Raw genomic sequence first — 24,540 nt, forward strand, 5'->3', positions numbered from 1 at the left:
ATGCCGGGCACTGACGGGCTGCTGTTTGCCCGTCAGAGCAGGTAGGATGTACGCCTATTTTGAGGGTGCCATCGTCAATGAAATTCAAGGATCTTCGGGATTTCGTGCAGCAGCTTGAGCAGCGCGGAGAGTTGAAACGCATCCAGATTCCCGTCTCGCCGGTGCTGGAGATGACTGAGGTGTGCGACCGCACGTTGCGGGCCAAAGGCCCGGCGCTGCTGTTCGAAAAACCCACCGGTTACGACATCCCGGTGCTCGGCAACCTGTTCGGCACCCCCGAGCGCGTGGCCATGGGCATGGGCGCCGAGTCGGTCAGCGAGCTGCGAGAAATCGGTAAGCTCCTGGCCTTCCTCAAGGAACCGGAGCCGCCGAAGGGCTTGAAGGACGCGTGGTCGAAACTGCCGATCTTTCGCAAGATCATCTCGATGGCGCCCAAAGTCGTCAAAGACGCGGTGTGTCAGGAAGTGGTCATCGAAGGCGATGACGTCGATCTGGCGATGCTGCCGGTGCAGACCTGCTGGCCCGGCGACGTCGGCCCGTTGATCACCTGGGGCCTGACCGTCACCAAGGGCCCGAACAAGGAACGCCAGAACCTCGGCATCTACCGTCAGCAAGTGATCGGCCGCAACAAGGTGATCATGCGCTGGCTCAGCCACCGCGGGGGCGCCCTCGATTTTCGCGAGTGGTGCGAGAAGCATCCGGGCCAGCCATTCCCGGTTTCGGTGGCCCTGGGCGCCGATCCGGCGACGATTCTCGGCGCAGTCACCCCGGTGCCGGACAGCCTGTCCGAATACGCTTTTGCCGGTCTGTTGCGGGGTAACCGCACCGAACTGGTCAAATGCCGTGGCAACGACCTGCAGGTGCCGGCCACTGCCGAGATCATCCTCGAAGGTGTCATCCATCCGGGCGAGATGGCCGACGAAGGCCCATATGGCGACCACACCGGTTACTACAACGAAGTCGACAGCTTCCCGGTGTTCACCGTCGAGCGCATCACCCACCGGATCAAACCGATCTATCACAGCACCTATACCGGCCGGCCGCCGGATGAGCCGGCAATTCTCGGCGTGGCGCTGAACGAAGTATTCGTGCCGATCCTGCAGAAGCAATTCCCGGAGATCACCGACTTCTACCTGCCGCCCGAAGGCTGCTCGTACCGCATGGCCGTGGTGACGATGAAGAAGTCGTATCCGGGGCATGCCAAGCGCGTGATGCTCGGCGTCTGGTCGTTTTTGCGACAGTTCATGTACACCAAGTTCGTTATCGTCACTGACGACGATATCAACGCCCGCGACTGGAACGACGTGATCTGGGCCATCACCACGCGCATGGACCCCAAACGCGACACGGTGATGATCGACAACACGCCGATCGACTATCTGGATTTCGCCTCGCCGATCTCCGGCCTGGGTTCGAAAATGGGCCTGGATGCCACCCACAAGTGGCCGGGCGAAACCACTCGCGAGTGGGGGCGCGTGATCGTCAAGGACGACGCCGTCACCCAGCGGATCGATGCCATCTGGAATCAGTTAGGAATAGATTGATGCGTGTAACCCTGCAGCCTTCCGGAGCCGTGCTCGAGATCCACCCCGGTGAGCGGATTCTCGACGGTGCGCGGCGCCTGGGCTATGACTGCCCGCAAAGCTGCCGCAATGGCAACTGCCATGTGTGTGCAGCGCTGCTGGTCGAAGGCCGCGTCGAACAGGCCGGAAAAGTCCACGACCACGGCGAGTTGTACACCTGCATCGCCGAGCCGCTGGAAGACTGCGTGCTGTTGTGGGATGGCGTGCTGGCGCGGGGCGAGCTGCCGGTGCGCAGTCTGTCGTGTCAGGTCATCGAATGCCGCGAGGTGGGCGGCGACACCTGGCGCGTGCGTCTGCGTGCACCGGCGGGCAAGCCGCCGCGTTATCACGCCGGGCAGTATTTGATGATCGAGCGCGAGAGCGGCGAGAAATCAGCGTTTTCCATGGCCTCGGCGCCGCATGGCGGGCGTGATCTGGAAATCCATGTGCTGGCGCGCGAAGCCAGTGCGTTGAGCCTGATCGAGCAACTGCAACGCAACCCGATGGTGCGCGTGGACCTGCCGTTCGGCGATACGCATTTGGCCGAACTGCCCGACGGCCCGCTGGTGTTGATCGCCGCCGGTACCGGCATGGGTCAGATTCACAGCCTGATCGAACATTGCCGCGCAGAAGGTTTCAGGCATCCGGTGCATCTGTACTGGGGCGTGCGCCGCCCGGAAGATTTCTATCAGATCGAGCACTGGAACCAATGGCTGAAGCTGTCCAATCTGTTTCTGCACAAGGTCGTCAGCAATCAGTGCGGCTGGGAAGGGCGCTGCGGTATGTTGCACGAGGCGGTCTGCGAGGATTTCCCGGACCTGAAGCCGCTGCACGTTTATGCGAGCGGTTCGCCGGCGATGGTGTATGGCACGCTGGACGCGCTGGTCGAGGCGGGCATGGATGCGCATCAAATGCGCGCCGACGTGTTCGCGTATGCTCCGCGCGGCTGATACTTATAACTTGGTATATAGCCGATCGGTATTTATGTAATTGCGTAAATACCGCTAGGTTATATATCAATCGGGGCAATTAATCACCGCCAGTGGCATGGCACTTAATTTGCCTCGAAACATATGTGCCTTATTGTTACAGCGGTGCGTTCTATTAAGTAATTCTTCACCCGCGGGGAGCTGAACGCTATTCGCCATGAGCGCCATTGAAAACGCAATTCTGAATCTGGCTTACCCTCCGCGGCTCGATCTTGGGCCGCAGCTGACGCACGAACAACTTCTCGCTTCCATGCAATCAACCATGGCGCGCCACAAGGGCGGGCCGGTATGGCTGTTCGCGTATGGTTCGCTGATCTGGCGCCCGGAATGCACGGCGGTGGAGCGCAAGCGCGGTCGCGTGCATGGCTACCATCGCGGCTTGTACCTGTGGTCCCACGAACACCGGGGTACGCCGGAAATGCCCGGTCTGGTCTTCGGTCTGGATCGTGGCGGTTCATGCAGTGGCTTTGCCTACCGCTTGCCGGAAGACAATCTCGATACCGCACTGTATGCGCTCTGGAAACGCGAGATGCCTTTCCCCTCCTATCGCCCGCACTGGCTCAACTGCCGGCTCGAAGATGGCACCCAGGTACAGGCCTTGGGATTTGTTCTGGAGCGGCACCTGCCGAGCTATGCCGGCAATCTGCCGGATCATGTGCTCAGCCAGGTGTTCGCCAGCGCCAGCGGGCGTTATGGCACCACTCGCGATTATGTCGAGCAGACCGCGCACGCCCTGCGCAGCCACGCCATGCCAGACCGGAATCTGGAGGCGCGGCTCAAGCGCTGTAAATCACACAGCGATCAGGCGACCGCTTCACGGCTCTGACTGGCCACCTGCTTGTGCCATAGCGTCGGCGCCAGGAAGGCCATCGCCAGCAGGCAAGCGCCCACCAGCAGGACGAAGCCGCCATCCCAACCGAAATGGTCAACGGTGTAGCCCATCGCCGCACTGGCCGCGACCGAACCACCCAGATAACCAAACAGACCGGTGAAGCCCGCTGCGGTGCCGGCGGCTTTCTTCGGCGCCAGTTCCAGTGCCTGTAAGCCGATCAGCATGACCGGACCGTAGATCAGGAAGCCGATCGACAGCAGGGCGATCATGTCGACCATTGGATTGCCGGCCGGATTCAGCCAGTAAACCAGAGTCGCGACCGTCACCAGAGCCATGAACACCATGCCGGTCAGGCCACGGTTGCCACGGAAGATCTTGTCCGACATCCAGCCGCACAGCAGCGTGCCGGGGATACCCGCCCACTCGTAGAAGAAATAGGCCCACGAGGTTTTGTCCACGGTGAAACCCTTGGCTTCCTTCAGGTAGGTCGGCGCCCAGTCCAGCACGCCGTAGCGCAGCAGGTAGACGAAGACGTTGGCCATGGCGATGTACCAGAGCATTTTGTTGCGCAGCACATATTTAACGAAGATTTCCTTGGCGCTGAATTCGTCTTCATGGCTGGCATCGTAGCCTTCCGGGTAATCGTTCTTGTACTGCTCGATCGGCGGCAGGCCGACCGATTGCGGGGTGTCACGCATGGTGATGAACGCGAACACCGCCACGCCCAAGGCTACCGCGGCCGGAACATAAAATGCTGCGTGCCAGTCGTTGAACAGGCCCATGCCGATCAGGAACAGCGGCCCGATCAGACCGCCACCGACGTTGTGCGCTACGTTCCACACTGAAACCACGCCGCCGCGTTCCTTCTGCGACCACCAGTGCACCATCGTCCGCCCGCTTGGCGGCCAGCCCATGCCCTGGGCCCAGCCGTTGATGAACAGCAGGATGAACATCATCGTCACGCTGGACGTCGCCCACGGCGCGAAACCGAAAATGAACATCACTCCCGCCGAGACCAGCAGGCCGAACGGCAGGAAAAAGCGCGGGTTGGAACGGTCGGACACCAGGCCCATGAGGAATTTCGACAAACCGTAAGCGATGGCAATCGCCGACATGGCCAGGCCGAGGTCGCCACGGCTGTAGCCTTCATCGATCAGGTACGGCATGGCCAGGGAAAAGTTTTTGCGCAGCAGGTAATAACCCGCGTAGCCGATAAAGATACCGGCGAAGATCTGCCAGCGCAGGCGTCGGTAGGTGCTGTCTATTTTTTCTTCAGGCAATGGAGCCTGATGTGCGGCAGGACGAAAGAAAGCAAACATTCAAGAGCTCCAGTTTTCTTGTTTTGACTGCGGATGCGAATGTTACAGTTTCGTTACCGAAAATAGCACCGGTTCACGTCGGCTAAACAGCGGAAATTTGGGCAGTCGGGCGTTCCTTTATGAACATGTCGCTCAGACATAAGAAGAGGGCGTTGTGGGAATAGTTACCCAGGCGGGTTTCTGCGGTTTTTCGGATTGAATGCGGGACGGGCGTCGGGAAACGTCCTGCGCTGAAACAGGACGCCCTACAGCTGATGGATCTGAGGATTAAAGCGATTCGGGTCATCGACCCGGATCGCTGTGTGGTTTTCAACGCACCTGAACGACTACCTTGCCCACAGCCTTGCGCTGGCCAAGATCATCGATCGCCTGCGCGGCGTTGCTCAGCGGATACACCTGCGACACCAGTGGCTTGAGCTTGCCTTCGGCAAACCAGCCGAACAGTTGCGCAAAGTTCGCCGCGTTGTCCTGTGGCTGACGCTGGGCGAAGGAGCCCCAGAACACCCCAAGCACCGCTGCGCCTTTGAGCAGGGCGAGGTTGACCGGCAACTCCGGAATGCGTCCGCTGGCGAAGCCGACCACGAGCAGGCGGCCGTTCCAGGCGATGGCGCGGATGGCCTGGTCGAACAGGTCGCCGCCAACCGGGTCGTAAATCACGTCGGCGCCCTGACCATCGGTCAGGCGCTTGATTTCGTCCTTGAGACTGGTCTCGCTGTAGTTGATCAACTCATCGGCGCCGGCAGTCTTGGCCACTGCGAGTTTTTCAGCGCTGCTGGCGGCGGCAATCACACGAGCGCCCATGGCTTTGCCGATCTCCACGGCAGCGAGGCCCACGCCCCCTGAGGCGCCAAGAACCAGCAGGGTTTCGCCCGGTTGCAGGTTGGCGCGCTGCTTGAGCGCGTGCATCGAAGTGCCGTAAGTCATGCTGAAAGCGGCGGCGATGTTGAAGTCCATCGACGGCGGAATCGGCAGCACGTTATAGCCCGGCACCGCGACCTGCTCGGCAAAACTGCCCCAGCCGGTCAAGGCCATGACCCGGTCGCCGACCTTGAGATGGCTGACCTTTTCCCCGACCGCGCAGACCACGCCGGCCGCTTCACCGCCCGGGGAGAACGGGAAGGGCGGCTTGAACTGATACTTGCCCTCGATGATCAGCGTGTCCGGAAAGTTGACCCCGGCGGCGTGCACGTCCAGCAGGATTTCGTTCTTCTTGGCGACAGGACTGGCGACGTCTTCCAGCACCAGCGATTCGGCAGGGCCGAAGGCTTTGCACAGCACGGCTTTCATCAGGGCTATTCCTTTGGGAGTGATGGCCGATAAGTGTAGGTGTGAGAATCAACGGGTCAACGAGCATGCCCGACCCTGATAGCCAGCCATAAGCTTGTGCTTGCGCGGCGGGTCGTTATGCTAGGCCGCAAACCGGATAAGGAGCGAATTGTGAAAGCGTGGATCATGTTGTTGCTGGCCCTGTCTCTGCCTGTGGCAGCCTCGGCCGAAGAAGCCAAAGAAGGCGAGGCGCCGAAGGTCAATTACATCACCCTGAGCCCACCGTTTGTCGGCAATTACGGTCTCGACGGCACGCCGAAGCTGAAGGTCTACAAGGCCGACGTGGCCCTGCGCGTGACCGGCGAAGAAGCGACCAAACTGGTCAAGGCCAACGAGCCGCTGATCCGCAATCAACTGGTGGCGCTGTTTACCCAGCAGAGCACCGAGGCGATGGGCAGCATCGAAGGCAAGGAAAAACTGCGTCAGGAAGCCTTGAAGCAGACCCAGCAAGTGATGAATGACGAGACCGGCAAGCCGGTGGTCGAGGATCTGTTGTTCAACAACCTGATCATTCAGTAAGTCAAAAGATCGCAGCCTTCGGCAGCTCCTACAGCGAACCGCATTCCAATGTAGGAGCTGCCGAAGGCTGCGATCTTTCTGCGCGTCAGCGCAGGGCAAGCACCGCCGCCCACTGCTCAGCCGTCACCGGCATCACCGACAACCGCGACCCTTTCTGCACCAATGGCATTTCGGCCAACGCGGTCTGCTGCTTCAGATAATCAAGCCTCAACACCTGAGCGAACGTCTCGACATGTTCGACATCAATCGCGCTCCAGGCATTTTTCTGCGCCGTGGCCTTTGGATCGAAGTAATGACTGTCCGCCTCCAGCGCCGTCGGATCCGGATACGCCGCTGCAATTATTTTGCCGATTCCGGCGATGCCCGGCTCGGGGCAGCTGGAATGGTAGAAAAAGAACTCGTCACCCACCGCCATCGCCCGCAGGAAGTTGCGCGCCTGATAGTTGCGAACCCCATCCCAGCGCGCCTTGCCGAGCTTTTCCAGACCCTTGATCGAAAGTTCGTCGGGCTCTGATTTCATCAGCCAATAGGCCATGTCGTATGCTCCTGAAACGGTCATTGGGCAGGTTGTCGGGCAATTTTATGACAAACCGACAGTCGGTTGACGTCAGCATTTGCGCACGGGTTCACGTTGCCGCAAAATGCCGGCCTTTAAAGCTTGACGCTGCTGCACGGCCTACGAACGGAAACCGCTGCTGTCATCGTGATGATATGCCTTGAGGGGGGCAATCGATGAAACGCAAACCGGATTTGCTATGGACTTTGGTAATTTTGTTTGGCCTGGGCGTGGTGACCACCGGTTACGCGCAAAGCCTGTGGGCCAACAAGGCCGACGCGCCGATTGAAGTGGCGCAACAGGTGCAACAGTCGACTGCTTTCAAACGCTGAACCTGTCTCTGCGACGCCGCTGTACTGTGCGGCGTCTACTCTGCGAAATACCACGCCTTGTCGGTGACCGTGCCTTGTAACGGTACATCCCAGCTCGCCTGGGCCAGACGCTCGACCTTCTGACATTCATGAGCCAGACCCAGCAGCGTCGGCTTGCGCCAGGTTTTGCGGCGCGCCAGATAGGCGAGGCTGCGATCATAGAAACCACCGCCCATCCCCAAGCGCCCGCCGACATCGTCAAACCCCACCAGCGGCAACAGCACCAGATCCAGCGCCCAGACCTTGCGTTGCCGAGCCAGATTGGCACATGGCTCGAGGATGCGGAAACGATTGGGACTGAGCTTTTCGCCGGGACGAATCCGCTGGAAGACCATTTTGGTTCGCGGCCAGGCGCTGAGCACCGGCAGATACGTCGCCTTGCCGCGCCGCTGGGCTTCGCGAAGCAGCAGGCGCGGATCGATTTCACCGTCGGTGGGCAAATACAGAGAGATATGTTTCGCCCGGCGAAAATGCGGGTCTTGGGCCAATTGCCGGAACAGGCCTTTGGCAGCCTGACGTTGTTCGCCCGGCGTCAGCGCGCGGCGCGCCTTGCGCAGCAGGCGGCGGAGTTGCGGGCGGGGCAGCAGGGCGGGTTCAGTCATGGTTCGGCTTCGGCAGGTGGATGCAAAAACGTACGCATAAAAAATCCGATGTCGGCATAAACCGACATCGGATTCGAATCAGGCTCCCCGGATGAACCGCTGTCAACTCAGCCCTTGAACCCGAAAGTTCAAGGTGGAAGAAGCAGTAGACTTTAAGGCTTTCCGTCTAGCGGACATGCACACCAGCCCAACGTGCAACTTCCAGGGTAGTGCGAATCGGCTCCGGGACATCGTCAACTGGCAAGCACCCCAGGGAGTGCCGCGAGTATACCTCAAGCTGCCAGTCGAATCAGCCCTTGACGGTGTTCTGGTCGTCGGCCAGGACCAGATCGACACGATCGAGCAAGTCGCGCACCTGTTCGCGGGTCGAACCGCTGGCCTGTACGTCCGGGCGCTCTTCTTTGTGCAACAGGTCGTGGGTGATGTTCAGAGCGGCCATCACGGCAATGCGGTCGGCACCGATGACTTTGCCGCTGCTGCGGATCTCGCGCATCTTGCCGTCCAGGTAGCGGGCGGCGCTGACCAGATTGCTGCGTTCTTCCGGCGGGCAGATGATCGAATACTCTTTGTCGAGGATCTGCACGGTAACGCTATTGCTTGAACTCATGAGTCTTGCTCCAGGGCCTTGAGGCGCGAAATCATCGATTCGACCTTACGCCGGGCGATTTCGTTTTTTTCAATGAGGTGAGCGCGTTCCTCGCGCCAGGTCTTTTCCTGAGCTAGTAAGAGTGCATTTTGACTCTTTAGTTGCTCGACTCGGCCAATCAGCAGTTCGAGTCTGGCCATCAGCGCTTGCAGGTCGGTGTCTTCCATTGGGTTCACGTGTTCGTCTGATGGGTGATAGCTGGCGGACAGCCTTTAATGGTCTTGGCGGGTCTGTCGATGTAGGATACAAGGCCTTCATTCTAGACATAGCGCCGTCTGGCGCCTAGCTGCCCATGACCATTGCCAATTCCCCGTATCAAGCCTTTGCCACCCTGCTGACTGCCAGCGGCCACAACGTCTCGCCTGCCGAACTGCACGGCCTGCTGCTCGGACGCAGTTGCGCCGGTGCCGGCTTCAATGCCGAAGAGTGGCTGATCGATGCCGCCGAACTGCTCGAAGGCGATATCCAGGACAATGTCCGCAACGCCTTGATCGGCCTGCAGGAGATGGTCAAAGGCGAGCTGACCGGTGACGACGTCACCGTCGTCCTGCTGCTGCCAACTGACGATGCGCCGCTGGCCGACCGCGCCGCTGCCTTGGGCCAGTGGTGTCAGGGCTTCCTCAGCGGTTTCGGCCTTAACTGCCGCGACAGCAGCATGCTCAGCACCGAAGCCACCGAAGTGCTGCAGGATCTGACGGCGATATCCCAGGTGCAGGATGCGCTGGAAGAGTCCGAGGACGGCGAATCCGATTACATGGAAGTCATGGAGTATCTGCGCGTCGCGCCGTTGCTGCTGTTCTCGGAAACCAAGAAAGCCGACGTGCCGCCCGCCGCCAGGCCGTCGCTGCATTAATCGCGTGCCAGGGAAAGCCATCTGCCCATGACCCATATCCCGAAAGCGGAATACAGCCGTCGCCGCAAGGCCCTGATGGCGCAGATGGAACCCAACAGCATCGCAATCCTGCCCGCCGCCGCGGTCGCCATCCGCAACCGCGACGTCGAGCACGTCTACCGTCAGGACAGCGACTTCCAGTACCTCAGCGGTTTCCCCGAACCACAAGCCGTCATCGTTTTGATGCCCGGGCGCGAGCACGGCGAATACGTGCTGTTCTGCCGTGAACGCAACGCCGAGCGTGAGTTATGGGATGGCCTGCGCGCAGGGCAAGAAGGCGCGATTCGCGATTATGGCGCCGACGATGCCTTCCCGATTACCGACATCGACGACATCCTCCCCGGTCTGATCGAAGGCCGCGACCGGGTGTATTCGGCGATGGGCAGCAACCCGGAGTTCGATCGGCACCTGATGGAGTGGATCAACGTCATCCGCTCCAAGGCCCACCTCGGTGCGCAGCCGCCGAATGAGTTCGTTGCCCTGGATCATCTGCTGCACGACATGCGCCTGTATAAATCGGCGGCAGAAGTGAAAGTGATGCGCGAGGCCGCGCGGATCTCGGCGCAGGCGCATATCCGCGCAATGCAGGCCAGTCGTCCGGGGCTTTATGAGTACAGCCTCGAAGCCGAACTCGATTACGAATTCCGCAAGGGCGGGGCGAAGATGCCGGCCTACGGTTCGATCGTCGCCGCCGGACGCAACAGCTGCATCCTGCATTACCAGCAGAATGACGCGCTGCTCAAGGATGGCGATCTGGTCTTGATCGACGCCGGTTGCGAGATCGACTGCTATGCCAGTGACATCACCCGTACCTGGCCGGTCAACGGCAAGTTTTCGCCGGAGCAGAAGGCGATTTACGAGTTGGTGCTGGCTTCGCAAGAAGCGGCGTTTGCCGAGATTGCACCGAACAAGCACTGGAACCAGGCGCACGAAGCCACGGTGCGAGTGATCACCTCGGGTCTGGTCAAGCTCGGCTTGTTGCAGGGCGACGTCGACGAACTGATCGCCAGCGAAGCCTATAAAGCGTTTTATATGCACCGCGCCGGTCACTGGCTGGGTATGGATGTGCATGACGTCGGCGAGTACAAGGTCGGCGGTGAATGGCGCGTGCTGGAGGTCGGCATGGCGCTGACCGTGGAGCCGGGCATCTACATCGCCCCGGACAATCAGAACGTGGCGAAGAAATGGCGCGGCATTGGCGTGCGCATCGAGGATGACGTGGTAGTGACCAGAACGGGCTGTGAAATTCTTACCGGCGGCGTACCGAAAAGCGTCGCTGAAATCGAAGCGCTGATGGCGCAGGCACGGACACACGCGGCATGAGTCGAGTCAATCTGGCAATCATCGGTGGCGGTCTGGTCGGCGCCAGTCTGGCGTTGGCGCTGCAGGCCGGGGCCAAGGCCCGTGGCTGGAACATCGTCCTGATCGAACCGTTCGCCCCCGGCGACAGCTGGCAGCCGAGCTACGATGCACGTTCTTCGGCGCTGTCATTCGGCTCGCGACAGATTTATCAGCGCCTGGGCGTGTGGCAGGAAATCTCTCGCCGCGCCGAGCCGATCAAACAGATTCACGTCTCCGACCGTGGCCGCTTTTCCACTGCACGCTTGTCGGCAATGGAAGAGGGCGTGCCGGCGCTCGGTTACGTGGTGGAAAACGCCTGGCTCGGCCAGTGCCTGTGGCAACACCTCGACAAACAAGTGATCAGCTGGCGCTGCCCGGCGGAAGTCACGCGCATGGAGCCGTTGGCCGATGGCTATCGCCTGACCCTCAACGATGAAACCACGCTCGAATGCGATCTCGCGGTGCTCGCCGACGGTGGCCGTTCCGGGTTGCGCGAACAGCTGGGCATCAACGTGCGCAAGCGTCCGTATAACCAGAGCGCCCTGATCGCCAACATCACCCCGAGCGAAGCGCACAACGGCATGGCTTTCGAGCGCTTCACCGACGAAGGGCCGATGGCTCTGCTGCCGCTGCCGGACAACCGTTGTGCGCTGGTATGGACGCGGCTGGGGATGGACGCCCAGCGCCTGACCGAGTTGAGCGAGCGCGAGTTTCTCAGCGAATTGCAAGGCGTGTTCGGCTACCGCCTCGGCACCTTGAAACAGGTCGGCGCGCGGCATCTGTATCCGCTGTCACTGGTTGAGGCCGAGGAGCAGGTGCGTTCGCATCTGGCCGTGCTCGGCAACGCGGCGCACAGCCTGCACCCGATCGCCGGGCAGGGTTTCAATCTGTCGCTGCGTGATGCCGATGCCTTGGCTGTCGCGCTGCTGGCGAGCGACAAGGCGCCGGGAGATTTCGCTACGTTGCAGGCCTATCGTGAACGCCAGCGTCTGGATCAGGATCTTACCGTCGGCTTCTCCGATCAGGTCACGCGCCTGTTCGGCAGTACGCAGCCGCTGGTGTCGTTGGGGCGCAACATCGGCCTGCTCGGCCTCGACCTGCTGCCGCCGGCCAAACGCTGGTTCGCCCGCCAGGCCATGGGGCTGGGGACGCGGCCGAATGCTTGAGTGGCGGGCCGGCACTTTCACTTTCAGGCGCGCGCCGTCATCTGACGCGCTTGGTAAAACCCTTTATGTGCGGCGCAACCCGCAAGCGAGACAGGCCTAAGCATGGAAATGCGCGCAGATCTGCTGATTGTCGGAGCCGGAATGGTCGGCAGCGCCCTGGCGCTGGCGCTACAGGACAGCGGGCTGGAAGTGCTGCTGCTCGACGGTAGCCCGTTGAGCGTGAAACCGTTCGATGTCGATGCGCCTTTTGAACCGCGAGTCAGCGCGTTGTCGGCGGCGAGCCAGCGCATTCTCGAACGCCTCGGCGTCTGGGACGGCATCGCCCAGCGGCGCAGCAGCCCGTACACCGATATGCACGTCTGGGACGGCAGCGGTACCGGGCAGATCCATTTCTCGGCGAGCAGCGTGCATGCCGAGGTGCTCGGCCACATCGTTGAAAACCGCGTGGTGCAGGACGCTTTGCTCGAGCGCTTGCACGACTGTGATCTGGGCATGCTCGCCAACGCGCGGCTCGAGCAGATGCGTCGCTCCGGTGACGACTGGCTGCTGACGCTCGCCGACGGCCGCACGTTGCGCGCGCCGCTGGTGATCGCAGCGGACGGTGCCAATTCTGCTGTGCGCCGACTCACCGGCGTGGCGACCCGGGAATGGGATTACCTGCATCACGCCATCGTCACCAGCGTGCGCTGCAGCCAGGCGCACCGCAAAACGGCATGGCAGCGCTTTACCGACCACGGGCCGCTGGCGTTTTTGCCGCTGGAGCGCGACGGTCAGCAGGACTGGTGTTCGATCGTCTGGTCGACCACGCCGAGTGAAGCCGAGCGCTTGTTGGCACTGGACGACGCTGGGTTTTGCTCCGAATTGGAGCGGGCCTTCGAAGGACGGCTCGGTGAGGTCATCAGTGCCGATCCACGTTTGTGCGTGCCGCTGCGTCAGCGTCACGCCAAACGCTATGTCGCTGAAGGTCTGGCCTTGATCGGCGACGCAGCGCACACCATTCACCCGTTGGCGGGGCAGGGGGTGAACCTCGGTTTCCTCGATGCCGCCGTGCTGGCGCAAGTGCTGCTGCAGGCGCATGAGCGTGGCGAGCGGCTGGCGGACGTGAAAGTGCTGAGCCGCTACGAACGCAGGCGCATGCCGCATAACCTGGCGCTGATGGCGGCGATGGAGGGCTTTGAACGGTTGTTCCAGGCCGATCCGCTGCCGCTGCGCTGGTTGCGCAATACCGGGTTGAAGCTGGTGGAGCAGATGCCCGAGGCCAAGGCGTTGTTTGTGCGCGAGGCGCTGGGGTTGACCGGGGATCTCCCGACCCTGGCAAAGCCCTGAATTTACACGACCCTCTGGCGAGGGAGCTTGCTCCCGCTGGGCTGCGTAGCGGCCCCAAATTTGGTAATGACTGAAACGGGAGTCCTTCGGCCTCCAGCGGGAGCAAGCTCCCTCGCCACAAGGTGTGGTGAATTCAGCCTGTGCAACATCTGGTAACGCCTTCCCCCAGTGTTCGATTGTGGTGGTAAATGTGAGTCCTTATCATTTGGCGCACATTTCCCGACCGAGAGACCACTCCCATGTTGGCACCCAAGCGTCTTCTGACCGCACTGGCCTTGACCCTGATAGGCAGCACCACTGCCCAGGCCGCCGATGAAGTAGTGGTGTACTCGTCGCGTATCGATGAATTGATCACGCCGGTGTTCGATGCCTACACCGCCAAGACCGGGGTGAAGATCAAGTTCATCACCGACAAGGAAGCGCCGCTGATGCAGCGCATCAAGGCCGAAGGCGAGAACGCCACCGCCGACCTGCTGCTCACGGTCGATGCCGGCAACCTCTGGCAGGCCGAGCAGATGGGCATTCTCCAGCCGTTCACCTCGAAAGTCATCGACGCCAACATCCCGCAGCAGTATCGCTCGTCCACTCACGCCTGGACCGGCCTGAGCCTGCGCGCGCGGACCATCGCCTATTCCACCGAGCGGGTGAAACCGGGCGAGCTGACCACCTACGAGGCACTGGCCGACAAGAACTGGGAAGGGCGCCTGTGCCTTCGTACGGCGAAGAAGGTCTACAACCAGTCACTGACCGCGACCATGATCGAAGTGCACGGCGCCGAGAAGACCGAGCAGATCCTCAAGGGTTGGGTGAACAACCTGTCCACCGACGTATTCTCCGATGACGTTGCGGTGCTCGAAGCGATCGACGCCGGGCAGTGCGACGTCGGCATTGTCAACACTTACTACTACGGGCGCCTGCACAAGCAGAAACCGCAGCTGCCGGTGAAACTGTTCTGGCCTAACCAGGCCGATCGCGGCGTGCACGTCAACCTGTCGGGGATCGGCCTGACCAAACACGCACCGCACCCGGAAGCGGCCAAGGCTCTGGTTGAATGGATGACCACGCCTGAGGCGCAGAAGATTTTTGCCGACGTGAACCAGGAGTTCCCGGCGAATCCGGCGGTGGCGCCATCGGAAGAAGTGGCGGCGTGGGGCAAGTTCGTTGCCGATACCTTGCCGGTTGAGGTAGCGGGCAAGCGCCAGGCCGAGGCGATCCGGATGATGGATCGGGCGGGGTGGAACTGATTCTGCTGTCTTAAAGCGCAAAAGATCGCAGCCTTCGGCAGCTCCTACAGGGGGAACGCGTTTCAAATGTAGGAGCTGCCGAAGGCTGCGATCTTTTTGCTTTTGTCTCTACACTCCACGACCTATCCGCGAGACTCAAAAGTGGCCCACCCCGCCCAACGCCGCTGGTACCCCATCGTCTTCGCCATCGCTGCGCTGGTGCTGTTGCCGCTGAGCGTTCTGCTGCTGTCCTGGCAGACCATCGATCAGCAGATCTGGTCGCACCTGTGGGAAACCCAGATGCCGCGTCTGCTCGGCAATACCCTGACGCTGATCCTCGGCGTCGGTGTCGGCGTGACCTTGCTGGGCGTCAGTCTGGCCTGGCTCACCAGCCTGTGCGAATTCCCTGGCCGGCGCTGGCTCGACTGGGCACTGATGTTGCCGTTCGCCATCCCGGCTTATGTGCTGGCGTTCGTCTTCGTCGGCCTGCTCGATTTCGCCGGTCCCGTGCAAACCCTGTTGCGCGACTGGTTCGGCACGGGCCTGCGCCTGCCAAGGGTGCGTTCCACCGGCGGAGTGATTATTGTGCTGGTGCTGGTCTTCTATCCCTATGTTTACCTGCTGGCGCGTACCGCGTTCCTGGTTCAGGGCAAAGGCCTGATGGAAGCGGCGCGGGTGCTCGGGCAATCGCCGTGGCAGGCGTTCTGGCGGGTTGCGCTGCCAATGGCGCGTCCGGCGATCGGCGCCGGAGTGGCGCTGGCCCTGATGGAAACCCTCGCGGATTTCGGCGCGGTCTCGGTGTTCAATTTCGACACTTTCACCACGGCAATCTACAAAACCTGGTACGGCTTCTTCAGCCTGCCCAGCGCCGCGCAACTGGCCAGTCTGTTGCTGCTGGTGGTGATGCTGGTGCTGTACGGCGAACGCCGCGCGCGCGGGGCGAATCGGGCCAGCAATGAGCGCCCACGGGTGAAAGCGCTGTATCACCTGCGGGGAATCAAGGCGTTCGCGGCGACGAGCTGGTGTGGACTGGTGTTCGCCTGCGCCTTCGTCATTCCGGTGCTGCAGCTGCTCGTCTGGTTCTGGCAGCGCGGGCGCTTCGACCTGGACGAGCGCTATGCCGGCCTGATCCTGCACACGCTGTACCTCGGCGCGATGGCAGCGCTGATCACCGTCAGCGTTGCGCTGCTGCTGGCATTCGCCCGGCGCCTGGCGCCGACCCCAACCATCAACTCTGGCGTCGGCCTGGCCAATCTCGGCTACGCCTTGCCCGGTTCGGTGCTGGCGGTGTCGATCATGCTCGCTTTCAGTTATCTGGATCGTGAGCTGGTGATTCCACTTTCCGCCTGGCTCGGCGGCGCCGGTAAACCCTTGCTGCTCGGCAGTCTGGCGGCCTTGCTGATGGCTTATCTGGTGCGCTTTATCGCTGTCGCTTACGGGCCGCTGGAAAGCAGTCTGGCGCGTATACGGCCATCTCTGCCCGAAGCGGCGCGTAGCCTGGGTGTCAGTGGGCCGCGACTGTTTTTCAAAGTGTATCTGCCGCTGTTGCTGCCCGGCACGTTGAGCGCCGCGTTGCTGGTGTTCGTCGATGTGCTCAAGGAAATGCCCGCGACCCTGCTGATGCGTCCGTTTGGCTGGGACACGCTGGCGGTGCGCATCTTTGAAATGACCAGTGAAGGTGAATGGGCGAGGGCGTCTTTGCCTGCGCTGACCCTGGTGCTGGTCGGGCTGTTGCCGGTCATCGGGCTGATCCGACGTTCAGCGCACAGAAACTAGGGGGCGTTCTCGATTGGTTTCCCCACCGCGCCGGGTCTGCTGTTGTGCAGGGCAAGACGCGAGAAGCGTGGTTTGGTTGTTCCAAATAAGCTTCGAGCAACGCAGCCCTGCACAACAGCAGGCCCGGCCCTCCGGGTTGTGCCTAAAAGCGAGCCAGCCTGCGTTGCAGGCCTTGAAAAGGGAATACCATTCCCAGCGGCCTGCGCCTTGCCTGGCTCGCTTTTAGGCGACAACGCGGTGGGGAAACCAATTGAGAACGCCCCCGTAGTAGTGAGTCCTACATCATGCGGCTACAATGCGCGGCATTCGGTGCGGTTCGTCTGACAGATCCGTGCGCTGGGATCGGCTGAAAGCCTTATCCAGCAAGGCTTTCAGCCGTATAGCGGCGGTCCGCACCTTCGCCACGCCCGGAAGGAGAAACCCATGGGACAGCGTACGCCTCTGTATGACCTGCACCTCGCGCTCGGCGCGAAGATGGTCGATTTTGGCGGTTGGGACATGCCACTGCATTACGGCTCGCAGGTCGAGGAGCACCACGAAGTGCGCCGCGATTGCGGGGTGTTCGATGTTTCCCACATGACCGTGATCGACGTTACCGGCGCCCAGGCCAAGGCCTGGCTTCAGCATTTGCTGGCCAACGACGTCGAACGCCTGCACAGCCCCGGCCGGGCGTTGTACAGCACCATGCTCAATGAGCGCGGCGGCATCGTCGACGACATGATCGTCTACCGCCTCGATGACGCGTACCGACTGGTGTTCAACGCCTCCACCCGCGATCAGGATCTGGCCTGGATGAACGCCCAGCTCGGCGAATACGACGTGCAACTGCACGAGCGCTCCGAGCTGGCGATGCTCGCCATCCAAGGCCCGCAGGCCCGGCACAAGATTGCCGAGCTGGTGACCCAGTCGCGTGCCACGCTCATCCAGCAACTCAAACCTTTCGAAGGCGCCATCGACGGCGACTGGTTCATCGCGCGTACCGGATACACCGGTGAGGACGGTCTGGAAATCTGCCTGCCGGCGAATCAGGCGCCGGGTTTCTTCAACGACCTGGTCGGCGCCGGCATTACCCCGATCGGCCTCGGCGCCCGCGACACCTTGCGGGTCGAGGCCGGGATGAATCTCTACGGTCAGGACATCCACCAGGACGTTTCGCCGTTGGCCTCGAACATGGCCTGGAGCATCGCCTGGGAGCCGGCCTCGCGGCAGTTCATTGGTCGCTCTGCGCTGGAGGCGGAAAAAGCCGCCGGCGTGACGCACAAACTGGTCGGTCTGGTGCTGGAGGAGCGCGGGGTTTTGCGCGCTCATCAAGTGGTTCGCATCGCTGATGTTGGCGAAGGGGAGATCACCAGTGGTAGTTTCTCTCCTACGCTGAGCAAGTCGATTGCCCTGGCGCGTGTGCCGATGGCGACTGCCGACCGCGCCGAAGTGGAAATCCGTGGCAAGTGGTACCCGGTGCGAGTGGTCAAGCCGACCTTCGTGCGCCATGGCAAAACCTTGATCTAACCTGTTTCCGGCGGGCATGACCGCTGACCTAATTCTGAGGACACCGAAGATGAGCAATATCCCTGCCGAACTGCGTTTTGCCGAAAGTCATGAATGGGCGCGTCTGGAAGCCGACGGTACCGTCACCGTGGGCATCAGCGATCACGCGCAGGAAGCGCTGGGCGACGTGGTGTTTGTCGAGCTGGCAGAAGTGGGCAAGGTGTTCGCTGCCGGTGATGCTGCCGGTGTCGTCGAGTCGGTCAAGGCTGCTTCCGACATCTATTCCCCGGTCGGTGGCGAAGTGATTGCCGTCAACGAAGACCTGGCCGGTTCGCCGGAAGAGCTGAACAACGATCCGTACGCTGCGTGGATCTTCAAGCTCAAGCCAAGCGACAAGGCCGAGCTGGACAAGCTGCTGGATGCGGCGGCGTACAAGGCTGCCATCGGCGAGTAGTTCGCTGGCTGAAATCCGGGCAAAAAAATGCCGCTCAATCGAGCGGCATTTTTCATGGGGCAAGGCTTACTCGGAAGCCACGGCATTCTTCGCCAGAATCGCGTTCGCCAGTTCCATGTCCGAGGCCTGCAGGCCCGGGTTGTCGGCGCGGACTTTCTGCATAGCCGCTTCCAGATACGGGCCGCGGATGCCGCCGTCACTGGCAACGAAGCTGCCGGCGTCGTCCTGAGCAGCGACGATCAGCTTGTGATCCTTGAAGGTCAGGTAAGTCGAACCGGTGGTGGCGCCGGAAGAAATGACGTTACGCCAAAAGCTGTCCGCCATGGCCGAACCAACGGGAAGCGACAGCAGGGCCAAGGTGGCGACAGCAAGTTTGAGACGCATGATGAGGTGACTCCTGGGGGATTGACTAGGGCGTTGGATTGCCAATCCCCCAATCCGGTTCCGTGCCGAATTATTTCAACTCACTTTGTGGTGTCACCCGCAGCACTTCCTCCACGGTGGTCAACCCTGCCGCGACTTTTTGCGCGCCAGACAGGCGCAGGCTGCGCATGCCTTCCTTGAACGCCTGGCGGCGGATAGCCGTGAGGTCGGTGTCCGGGGTGATCAGCGCCTTCAGGCTGTCGCTCAGTTGCATGATTTCGTAGACCCCGGCGCGGCCGCGATAGCCGGTGTCGCGGCATTCCAGGCAACCGATCGCCCGCTGCGCATTGCCTGGCAGCGGCGCCTGCCAGGGTCGGGTCAGGGTTTGCCAGTCGGCATCCTCCAGCGTCAGCGGCGCCTTGCAGTGCGGGCACAAGGTGCGCACCAGACGTTGGGCCATGACACCCAGCACCGTGGCCTTGATCAGGTAATGCGGCACGCCGAGTTCGAGCAAACGGCTGATGGCGCTCGGCGCGTCGTTGGTGTGCAGCGTCGACAACACCAAATGCCCGGTGAGCGCGGCCTGAATCGCCATTTCGGCGGTTTCCAGGTCGCGGATCTCGCCGATCATGATGATGTCCGGGTCCTGCCGCATCAGCGCGCGCACCCCGGCGGCGAAGGTCAGTTCGATGTTGTGCTGCACCTGCATCTGGTTGAACGCCGGCTCGACCATTTCGATCGGGTCTTCGATGGTGCAGAGATTGACCTCCGGCGTCGCCAGTTTTTTCAGCGTGGTGTAGAGCGTGGTGGTCTTGCCCGAACCGGTGGGCCCGGTGACCAGAATGATGCCGTTGGGCTGGCGGGTCATGTCCTGCCAGCGGCGCAGGTCGTCAGCGCTGAAACCGAGCTGGTCGAAATTCTTCAGCAGCACTTCCGGATCGAAAATCCGCATGACCATTTTCTCGCCGAATGCCGTTGGCAAGGTCGACAGGCGCAGTTCCACTTCGCCGCCATCGGGGGTCTTGGTCTTGACCCGGCCATCCTGGGGTTTGCGTTTTTCTGCGACATTCATGCGGCCCAGGCTTTTCAGGCGGCTGACGATCGCCATGGTCACCTGCGGCGGGAATTGGTAGACGTTGTGCAGCACGCCGTCGATGCGAAAGCGCACGGTGCCGTGTTCGCGGCGCGGTTCGATGTGGATATCGCTGGCGCGCTGCTGAAACGCATACTGGAACAGCCAGTCGACGATGTTGACGATGTGCGCGTCGTTGGCGTCCGGCTCCTGATCGCTGGCGCCGAGGTTGAGCAGTTGTTCGAAGTTGCCGAGGTTGCCGCCCTGCGCGTCGGCATTGCTGGCGCCGCTGACCGATTTGGCCAGACGAAAGAACTCGACGCTGAAACGCTGGATATCCGCCGGGTTGGCCACGACCCGTTTGATCGGCAATTTCAGTACATGGGTCAGGTCGGCCTCCCAGCCGGTGACATAGGGTTGGGCACTGGCCACCGTGACGGCGTCGCGATCCACAGCGACGGCGAGAATCCTGTGGCGCTGGGCGAAGGCATACGACATCAGCGGGGTGATCGCCGCGACGTTGATCTTCAGCGGATCGATGCGCAAATACGGCTGACCTGCCTGCTGCGCCAGCCACAGGGTCAGGCTTTCCAGATCCAGATGTTTGCCCGGACGGCTGAGGTCGTCGAGTTGCTGACTGGCGATGAATTCCAGCGGATGCATCTGGCCGTGGGCGGCATGGCGACGGCGCGCATTGAGCGCCTGTTCCGCCGCGTCCTGGTCTATGAAGCCTTGGGCAACCAGCTCACGCAGCACATCATTGAGGTCGAGCCAGCGGTCCTGAGTGACAAATTGAACGGACATGCGGCTTTCCTTTTTGAGCGACATGCACAAAAGGATAGTCGTGGCCCCACTGACCGTTGGGCCACTACCCGACGAAGCCGTTGCCGGGTTTGTCAGCCAGCGGCTTGCGCGGGCGTCTTCCACGCCGCGTCGGCGTTGTGCAGATCTACCGAGCACACACTGATCAGGTTACGAAGTTTTGCCGCGATGACTTGTGCGCGATGCCAGCTCAGGCCCCTCATGACCAGATCGATGGCAAGCAGATCGTCCCGCCGCTGCACGCTCACCTGCTCCGGGGTAAGAAATTGCAGTGCGAACAGATTCAGCACCCGCACCAGTACGTCCGGCTCGGCCTCGGCGAGGATTTGGTACTGCGCCAGGCAATGGGCGTTATTGATGTTCCAGACATCGGCGCGAGCAGGTGTGGCGTTTACGGCTTCAAGGTGCGGCATGGTAGGTCTCCAAAATTACTGGAGAAATTTTTACATCCGGAGTGAGGTATTTCTTGGCTATGATCGACTGTATTGGCGGTTTTTCGAACACGTTAATTCACAAGAATCAATCTTTGAGGATTTTTTATGCACAGCGAGCTGGACGCCTATGACCGCAGGATCCTTGCCTTGCTCCAGGAAGACGCTTCGCTGTCGAGCGCGCAGATTGCCGAGCGGGTGGGCCTGTCGCAATCGCCGTGCTGGCGACGGATTCAGCGGATGAAGGAGGAGGGCATCATTCGCGGTCAGGTGACGTTGCTTGATCGCAAGAAGATCGGCCTGAACACGCAGATCTTCGCCGAGATCAAACTCAATGCCCACGGGCGTTCGAATTTCACCGAGTTCACCGAGGCGATTCGTGGTTTTCCGCAAGTGCTGGAGTGTTATGTGCTGATGGGCGCGGTGGACTTTCTGTTGCGCATTGTCGCGGCGGACATCGAGGCGTACGAGCGGTTCTTCTTCGAGAAGCTGTCGCTGGTGCCGGGGATACAGGAAGTGAATTCGATTGTGGCGCTGTCGGAGATCAAGTCCACCACGAGCCTGCCGGTCTAACAAAAAAGCAGAAGATCGCAGCCTTCGGCAGCTCCTACAGGAGAATGAATTCCAAATGTAGGAGCTGCCGAAGGCTGCGATCTTTTAGCGGTATTACATGCGCAGGAGCATTTTCCAGGCACGATTCTGATACACCGCAATCGCCTGATGTTTGCGCGCATCGAGCAGTTCGTCGGTGATGGTCGGCTCGTTGGCCAGTTGCGCGAGTTTGTTCAGTTCACCGTAGAGGCGATCCATTTCCGGGATATCCAGCACGTTGCGCGCGTGGTGCAGCCACACCTGAATGCGCTCGATACGCGGCAGTTGCTCAGCCAGATCTTCTGGCTGCTGCTGATAGCGCTGCAATTGCAGGGCCGTGGCTTCTTCGCCCAGCAGGCGCGGCAACCAGCTGTGCAATTGCGCGTCCCCCTGACGGTTTCCGCGGGTGTTGCGGTCGGCGGTCCAGGTGCGGGCCAGCAGCCAGCGCGAAGCGTTCAACGAGAACTGGCCCCAGCGCGGATCTTCCAGCTCTTCGAGGAATTGCTCCGGCGCGGCTTTGCGCACGTCTTCGTCTTCGATACCGACCTGCACCAGTGGGCGCCAATCTTCCAGCAAGGCATCGAGGGCGACGCGCAAATCGTGGGTCGACTGACGCGGCGCGGCCTGGCCGAGGCTGCTGAGCAGGGCGCGCATTTCTGCAAGGTTCTCGACCCAGTCCTGCAACAGGCGCCAGTGGCCGTTGAAGCGGTACTGTTCGGCCAACCGCTGGCTGCTGCCAAGCAAGTGCCAGCTCAGCGCGGCGAAGGCGTCGTCCAGGCGGGTTTCTGCAGTCAGTTGCGGCGCCGGCAGGCTCAGCGAATAGCTGTTGGCGTCATGCAGACGATAACCGCGCTCAGCCTTGCTGATGTCGCACGGCATCAGCGCCAGGGTTTCGGCCAGTTCCGCAGCCAGCTCCAGCAGTGCGGTCGGCTCGCCTTCGCGCAGCTCCAGTTCCAGCTCGCAGATTTCTTCTTTCTGCTTGCCAACCACCACGTGACCGAGATCCAGCGCGGCTTCGATGACCACTTTGCTCTTGCCACGGCCCCAGGCGATTTCCGCGCGCTCGCGGACGAAATCGGTAGTGAAGATCGGTTTGAGGGTTTTCTTGTCCAGCTCGGCGAGCGCCTCGGGCCAGCATTCGCCGTCGAGTTTTTTCACGTCGAGTCTGGCTTTGGGCAACTTCCAGTCGTACTCGTTACGCTCGGACAGACCGGCGACGCTGTGGCCACGGGTCTTGAGGGTCTGAATCACTTCGTCACCGTCCTTGCGCAGGCGCAGGGCGACTTTCGCCTGGGCCAGGTCGCGCTCAGGAGTGTCGAAGTACTGGTTCATCAACTCACGGCGTTCCCAGCCACTTTTGTTGCGTTTTTTCAGCAGCGGGTGCTCGCGCAGGGCGGCGAGGGTTTCGCGGCTGACGCGGAGTTTGATTTCGGTTTCTTTTTGCATGGCCGGAACATCCAGAATCGGGAGCGCAGCCGGGGGAATGTGTGGCTGCCAAGGCCGTGCAGTGTACAGGAGTCAAACTTCCTACGCCCTGCGGCGGTTTATTCCGCGCGCCGGATGGTTCTATAGTGGGCCTCAATCCGGGAGTTGGAGCCAGTGATGCCATTGCCGTCCATGCAAGACCAGTTCGCCGCGCTGATTGCCGCGCCTTCGGTCAGCTGTACCCAACCGAACCTCGATCTATCCAACCGCGCTGTCATCGATCTGCTCGCCGGTTGGCTGGGCGACCTGGGTTTCAGCTGCGATATCCAGCAGGTCAGCCCCGGCAAATTCAATCTGCTCGCCAGTTTCGGCAGTGGCCCCGGTGGCCTGGTGCTGGCCGGGCACAGCGACACAGTGCCCTACGACGACGCGTTGTGGCAGACCGACCCGCTGAAGCTCACCGAAGTCGATGGCCGCTGGGTGGGTTTGGGCAGTTGCGACATGAAAGGCTTCTTCGCGCTGATCATCGAAGCCGTGCAGCCGCTGCTTGAGCATCCGTTCAAGCAACCGCTGCTGATTCTCGCCACCTGCGACGAAGAAAGCTCGATGTCCGGCGCCCGTGCGCTGGCTGAGGCCGGGCAACCGTTGGGCCGTGCGGCAGTGATCGGCGAGCCGACCGGCCTTAAGCCGATCCGCATGCACAAAGGCATCATGATGGAGCGCATCGACATTCTCGGGCAGAGCGGTCACTCGTCTGACCCGCGTCTGGGCCACAGCGCCCTTGAAGCGATGCACGATGCGATCGGCGAACTGCGCGGCCTGCGCCTGTTGTGGCAACGCGAGTTCAACAATCCGCAATTCAGCGTGCCGCAGCCGACGATGAATTTCGGCTGCATTCATGGCGGCGACAATCCCAATCGCATCTGTGGTCAATGCTCGCTGGAGTTCGACCTGCGGCCGTTGCCGAGCATGGACCCGAGCCTGCTGCGCGCGGAAATCCTGCGCAAGCTCAACCCGGTAGCCGAGCGACATAAGGTCAGGATCGATTACCGGCCGCTGTTCCCGGAAGTGCCGCCGTTCGAGCAGGCCGCAGACGCCGAATTGGTGCGCATCGCCGAACAGCTCACCGGCCATCGCGCCGAAGCAGTGGCGTTCGGCACCGAAGCGCCTTATCTTCAGCGCCTTGGCTGCGAAACCATTGTGCTTGGCCCCGGCGACATCGCCTGCGCGCATCAACCCGGCGAGTACCTTGAAATGTCACGTTTGCAGCCTACCGTGCATCTGATTCGGCAGTTGATTGAACATTACTGCCTGAAGGATTGAACGCATTCCGTGTAGGAGCTGCCGAAGGCTGCGATCTTTTGATGTTGCTTTGGACATCAAGATCAAAAGATCGTCCGAACGCGGCCCGAGCCTTCGGCAGCTCCTACAGGGCACAGTTAAATTAGCGG

25 protein-coding genes and 1 other RNA gene are annotated in these 24,540 nt (G+C 61.4%); 15 read left to right on the forward strand and 11 right to left on the reverse strand.

Features of this window, described 5'->3' with window-relative positions; all coding sequences use genetic code 11:
* The first annotated feature begins 77 nt into the window (after positions 1-77).
* The 3 genes from ubiD to VNV36_RS10840 all read left to right on the forward strand — a co-directional run bounded on the left by ubiD (position 78) and on the right by VNV36_RS10840 (position 3,377).
* Positions 78-1,544, forward strand: a complete 1,467-nt coding sequence (ubiD, locus tag VNV36_RS10830; RefSeq protein ID WP_039757427.1) for a 4-hydroxy-3-polyprenylbenzoate decarboxylase — start codon at positions 78-80, stop codon at positions 1,542-1,544.
* The gene (locus tag VNV36_RS10835) at positions 1,544-2,512 is read left to right on the forward strand and encodes a CDP-6-deoxy-delta-3,4-glucoseen reductase (protein WP_325717755.1); all 969 of its coding nucleotides are present in this window, start codon (positions 1,544-1,546) and stop codon (positions 2,510-2,512) included. The genes ubiD and VNV36_RS10835 overlap by 1 nt, the downstream gene beginning before the upstream one ends.
* 196 nt (positions 2,513-2,708) lie before the next feature.
* A complete protein-coding gene (locus tag VNV36_RS10840; RefSeq protein ID WP_325717756.1) occupies positions 2,709-3,377 on the forward strand; it encodes a gamma-glutamylcyclotransferase in 669 nt (222 codons plus the stop codon).
* On the opposite strand, the gene glpT is transcribed toward VNV36_RS10840, so the two are convergent.
* A complete protein-coding gene (glpT, locus tag VNV36_RS10845; protein WP_039757430.1) occupies positions 3,353-4,702 on the reverse strand; it encodes a glycerol-3-phosphate transporter in 1,350 nt (449 codons plus the stop codon). The two genes, VNV36_RS10840 and glpT, sit on opposite strands and share 25 nt — an antisense overlap.
* A 309-nt stretch (positions 4,703-5,011) precedes the next feature.
* Positions 5,012-5,989 carry an NADPH:quinone oxidoreductase family protein gene (locus tag VNV36_RS10850; RefSeq protein ID WP_325717757.1) on the reverse strand — a complete coding sequence of 326 codons (978 nt, stop codon included), beginning with the start codon at positions 5,987-5,989 and terminating at the stop codon, positions 5,012-5,014.
* 150 nt (positions 5,990-6,139) lie between these two features.
* Here VNV36_RS10850 and VNV36_RS10855 point away from each other — a divergent pair, with 150 nt between their 5' ends.
* Positions 6,140-6,547: a flagellar basal body-associated protein FliL gene (locus VNV36_RS10855; RefSeq protein WP_325717758.1), complete on the forward strand. Its 408-nt coding sequence runs from the start codon at positions 6,140-6,142 to the stop codon at positions 6,545-6,547.
* Between the two features lie 85 nt (positions 6,548-6,632).
* On the opposite strand, the gene VNV36_RS10860 is transcribed toward VNV36_RS10855, so the two are convergent.
* On the reverse strand, positions 6,633-7,082 hold the full coding sequence (locus VNV36_RS10860) for an EVE domain-containing protein (protein WP_325717759.1): 450 nt from the start codon (positions 7,080-7,082) through the stop codon (positions 6,633-6,635).
* A 197-nt stretch (positions 7,083-7,279) separates the two neighbouring features.
* Between VNV36_RS10860 and VNV36_RS10865 the strand changes: the two genes are divergently transcribed.
* Positions 7,280-7,435 (forward strand): hypothetical protein, encoded by a 156-nt coding sequence (locus VNV36_RS10865; protein ID WP_007911192.1) that lies wholly within the window; start codon positions 7,280-7,282, stop codon positions 7,433-7,435.
* Between the two features lie 35 nt (positions 7,436-7,470).
* Here the strand turns inward: VNV36_RS10865 and VNV36_RS10870 are convergent, their stop codons facing one another.
* From VNV36_RS10870 to VNV36_RS10885, 4 genes are all read right to left on the reverse strand, one after another.
* A complete protein-coding gene (locus tag VNV36_RS10870) occupies positions 7,471-8,076 on the reverse strand; it encodes a 5-formyltetrahydrofolate cyclo-ligase (protein WP_325717760.1) in 606 nt (201 codons plus the stop codon).
* Between the two features lie 80 nt (positions 8,077-8,156).
* Positions 8,157-8,335, reverse strand: a non-coding RNA gene (gene ssrS / locus VNV36_RS10875) — 6S RNA.
* 30 nt (positions 8,336-8,365) lie between these two features.
* On the reverse strand, positions 8,366-8,683 hold the full coding sequence (locus VNV36_RS10880) for a cell division protein ZapA (RefSeq protein ID WP_325717761.1): 318 nt from the start codon (positions 8,681-8,683) through the stop codon (positions 8,366-8,368).
* The gene (locus VNV36_RS10885) at positions 8,680-8,889 is read right to left on the reverse strand and encodes a TIGR02449 family protein (RefSeq protein WP_007911197.1); all 210 of its coding nucleotides are present in this window, start codon (positions 8,887-8,889) and stop codon (positions 8,680-8,682) included. Before VNV36_RS10885 ends, VNV36_RS10880 begins: the two co-directional genes overlap by 4 nt.
* 125 nt (positions 8,890-9,014) lie before the next feature.
* Here VNV36_RS10885 and VNV36_RS10890 point away from each other — a divergent pair, with 125 nt between their 5' ends.
* The 8 genes from VNV36_RS10890 (at position 9,015) to gcvH (ending at position 18,385) form a co-directional block, all read left to right on the forward strand.
* The gene (locus VNV36_RS10890; protein WP_325717762.1) at positions 9,015-9,575 is read left to right on the forward strand and encodes a YecA/YgfB family protein; all 561 of its coding nucleotides are present in this window, start codon (positions 9,015-9,017) and stop codon (positions 9,573-9,575) included.
* Positions 9,576-9,602: 27 nt separating this feature from the next.
* Complete coding sequence (gene pepP, locus VNV36_RS10895; protein ID WP_325717763.1) at positions 9,603-10,937, forward strand: Xaa-Pro aminopeptidase; 1,335 nt, start codon at positions 9,603-9,605, stop codon at positions 10,935-10,937.
* Positions 10,934-12,121, forward strand: coding sequence for a 2-octaprenyl-6-methoxyphenyl hydroxylase (gene ubiH, locus VNV36_RS10900; RefSeq protein ID WP_325717764.1), 1,188 nt, complete (start codon positions 10,934-10,936; stop codon positions 12,119-12,121). Before pepP ends, ubiH begins: the two co-directional genes overlap by 4 nt.
* 108 nt (positions 12,122-12,229) lie before the next feature.
* On the forward strand, positions 12,230-13,447 hold the full coding sequence (locus VNV36_RS10905) for a 2-octaprenyl-3-methyl-6-methoxy-1,4-benzoquinol hydroxylase (RefSeq protein WP_325717841.1): 1,218 nt from the start codon (positions 12,230-12,232) through the stop codon (positions 13,445-13,447).
* A 239-nt stretch (positions 13,448-13,686) separates the two neighbouring features.
* Complete coding sequence (locus VNV36_RS10910) at positions 13,687-14,691, forward strand: extracellular solute-binding protein (RefSeq protein WP_325717765.1); 1,005 nt, start codon at positions 13,687-13,689, stop codon at positions 14,689-14,691.
* A 141-nt stretch (positions 14,692-14,832) separates the two neighbouring features.
* Entirely contained in the window at positions 14,833-16,446 is a 1,614-nt protein-coding gene (locus VNV36_RS10915; RefSeq protein ID WP_325717766.1) for an ABC transporter permease, read from the forward strand.
* Between the two features lie 423 nt (positions 16,447-16,869).
* Positions 16,870-17,952: a glycine cleavage system aminomethyltransferase GcvT gene (gcvT, locus tag VNV36_RS10920; protein ID WP_325717767.1), complete on the forward strand. Its 1,083-nt coding sequence runs from the start codon at positions 16,870-16,872 to the stop codon at positions 17,950-17,952.
* Between the two features lie 49 nt (positions 17,953-18,001).
* Positions 18,002-18,385 carry a glycine cleavage system protein GcvH gene (gcvH, locus tag VNV36_RS10925; protein WP_085689882.1) on the forward strand — a complete coding sequence of 128 codons (384 nt, stop codon included), beginning with the start codon at positions 18,002-18,004 and terminating at the stop codon, positions 18,383-18,385.
* Positions 18,386-18,451: 66 nt separating this feature from the next.
* Here the strand turns inward: gcvH and VNV36_RS10930 are convergent, their stop codons facing one another.
* The 3 genes from VNV36_RS10930 to VNV36_RS10940 all read right to left on the reverse strand — a co-directional run bounded on the left by VNV36_RS10930 (position 18,452) and on the right by VNV36_RS10940 (position 21,055).
* Positions 18,452-18,772: a DUF2388 domain-containing protein gene (locus tag VNV36_RS10930; protein WP_172667868.1), complete on the reverse strand. Its 321-nt coding sequence runs from the start codon at positions 18,770-18,772 to the stop codon at positions 18,452-18,454.
* Positions 18,773-18,839: 67 nt separating this feature from the next.
* The gene (gene tfpB / locus VNV36_RS10935; protein WP_325717768.1) at positions 18,840-20,624 is read right to left on the reverse strand and encodes a type IV pilus assembly ATPase TfpB; all 1,785 of its coding nucleotides are present in this window, start codon (positions 20,622-20,624) and stop codon (positions 18,840-18,842) included.
* 92 nt (positions 20,625-20,716) lie between these two features.
* Positions 20,717-21,055, reverse strand: coding sequence for an ACT-like domain-containing protein (locus tag VNV36_RS10940; RefSeq protein WP_325717769.1), 339 nt, complete (start codon positions 21,053-21,055; stop codon positions 20,717-20,719).
* Between the two features lie 126 nt (positions 21,056-21,181).
* Between VNV36_RS10940 and VNV36_RS10945 the strand changes: the two genes are divergently transcribed.
* The gene (locus tag VNV36_RS10945) at positions 21,182-21,646 is read left to right on the forward strand and encodes an Lrp/AsnC family transcriptional regulator (protein ID WP_325717770.1); all 465 of its coding nucleotides are present in this window, start codon (positions 21,182-21,184) and stop codon (positions 21,644-21,646) included.
* Between the two features lie 93 nt (positions 21,647-21,739).
* Here VNV36_RS10945 and VNV36_RS10950 read toward each other — a convergent pair whose 3' ends face one another.
* Positions 21,740-23,110: a CYTH domain-containing protein gene (locus tag VNV36_RS10950; protein WP_325717771.1), complete on the reverse strand. Its 1,371-nt coding sequence runs from the start codon at positions 23,108-23,110 to the stop codon at positions 21,740-21,742.
* Positions 23,111-23,266: 156 nt separating this feature from the next.
* Here VNV36_RS10950 and argE point away from each other — a divergent pair, with 156 nt between their 5' ends.
* Complete coding sequence (gene argE / locus VNV36_RS10955) at positions 23,267-24,412, forward strand: acetylornithine deacetylase (RefSeq protein ID WP_325717772.1); 1,146 nt, start codon at positions 23,267-23,269, stop codon at positions 24,410-24,412.
* Positions 24,413-24,540: the final 128 nt, after the last annotated feature.

It is taken from the genome of Pseudomonas sp. (assembly GCF_035554175.1).
GTDB lineage: Bacteria > Pseudomonadota > Gammaproteobacteria > Pseudomonadales > Pseudomonadaceae > Aquipseudomonas.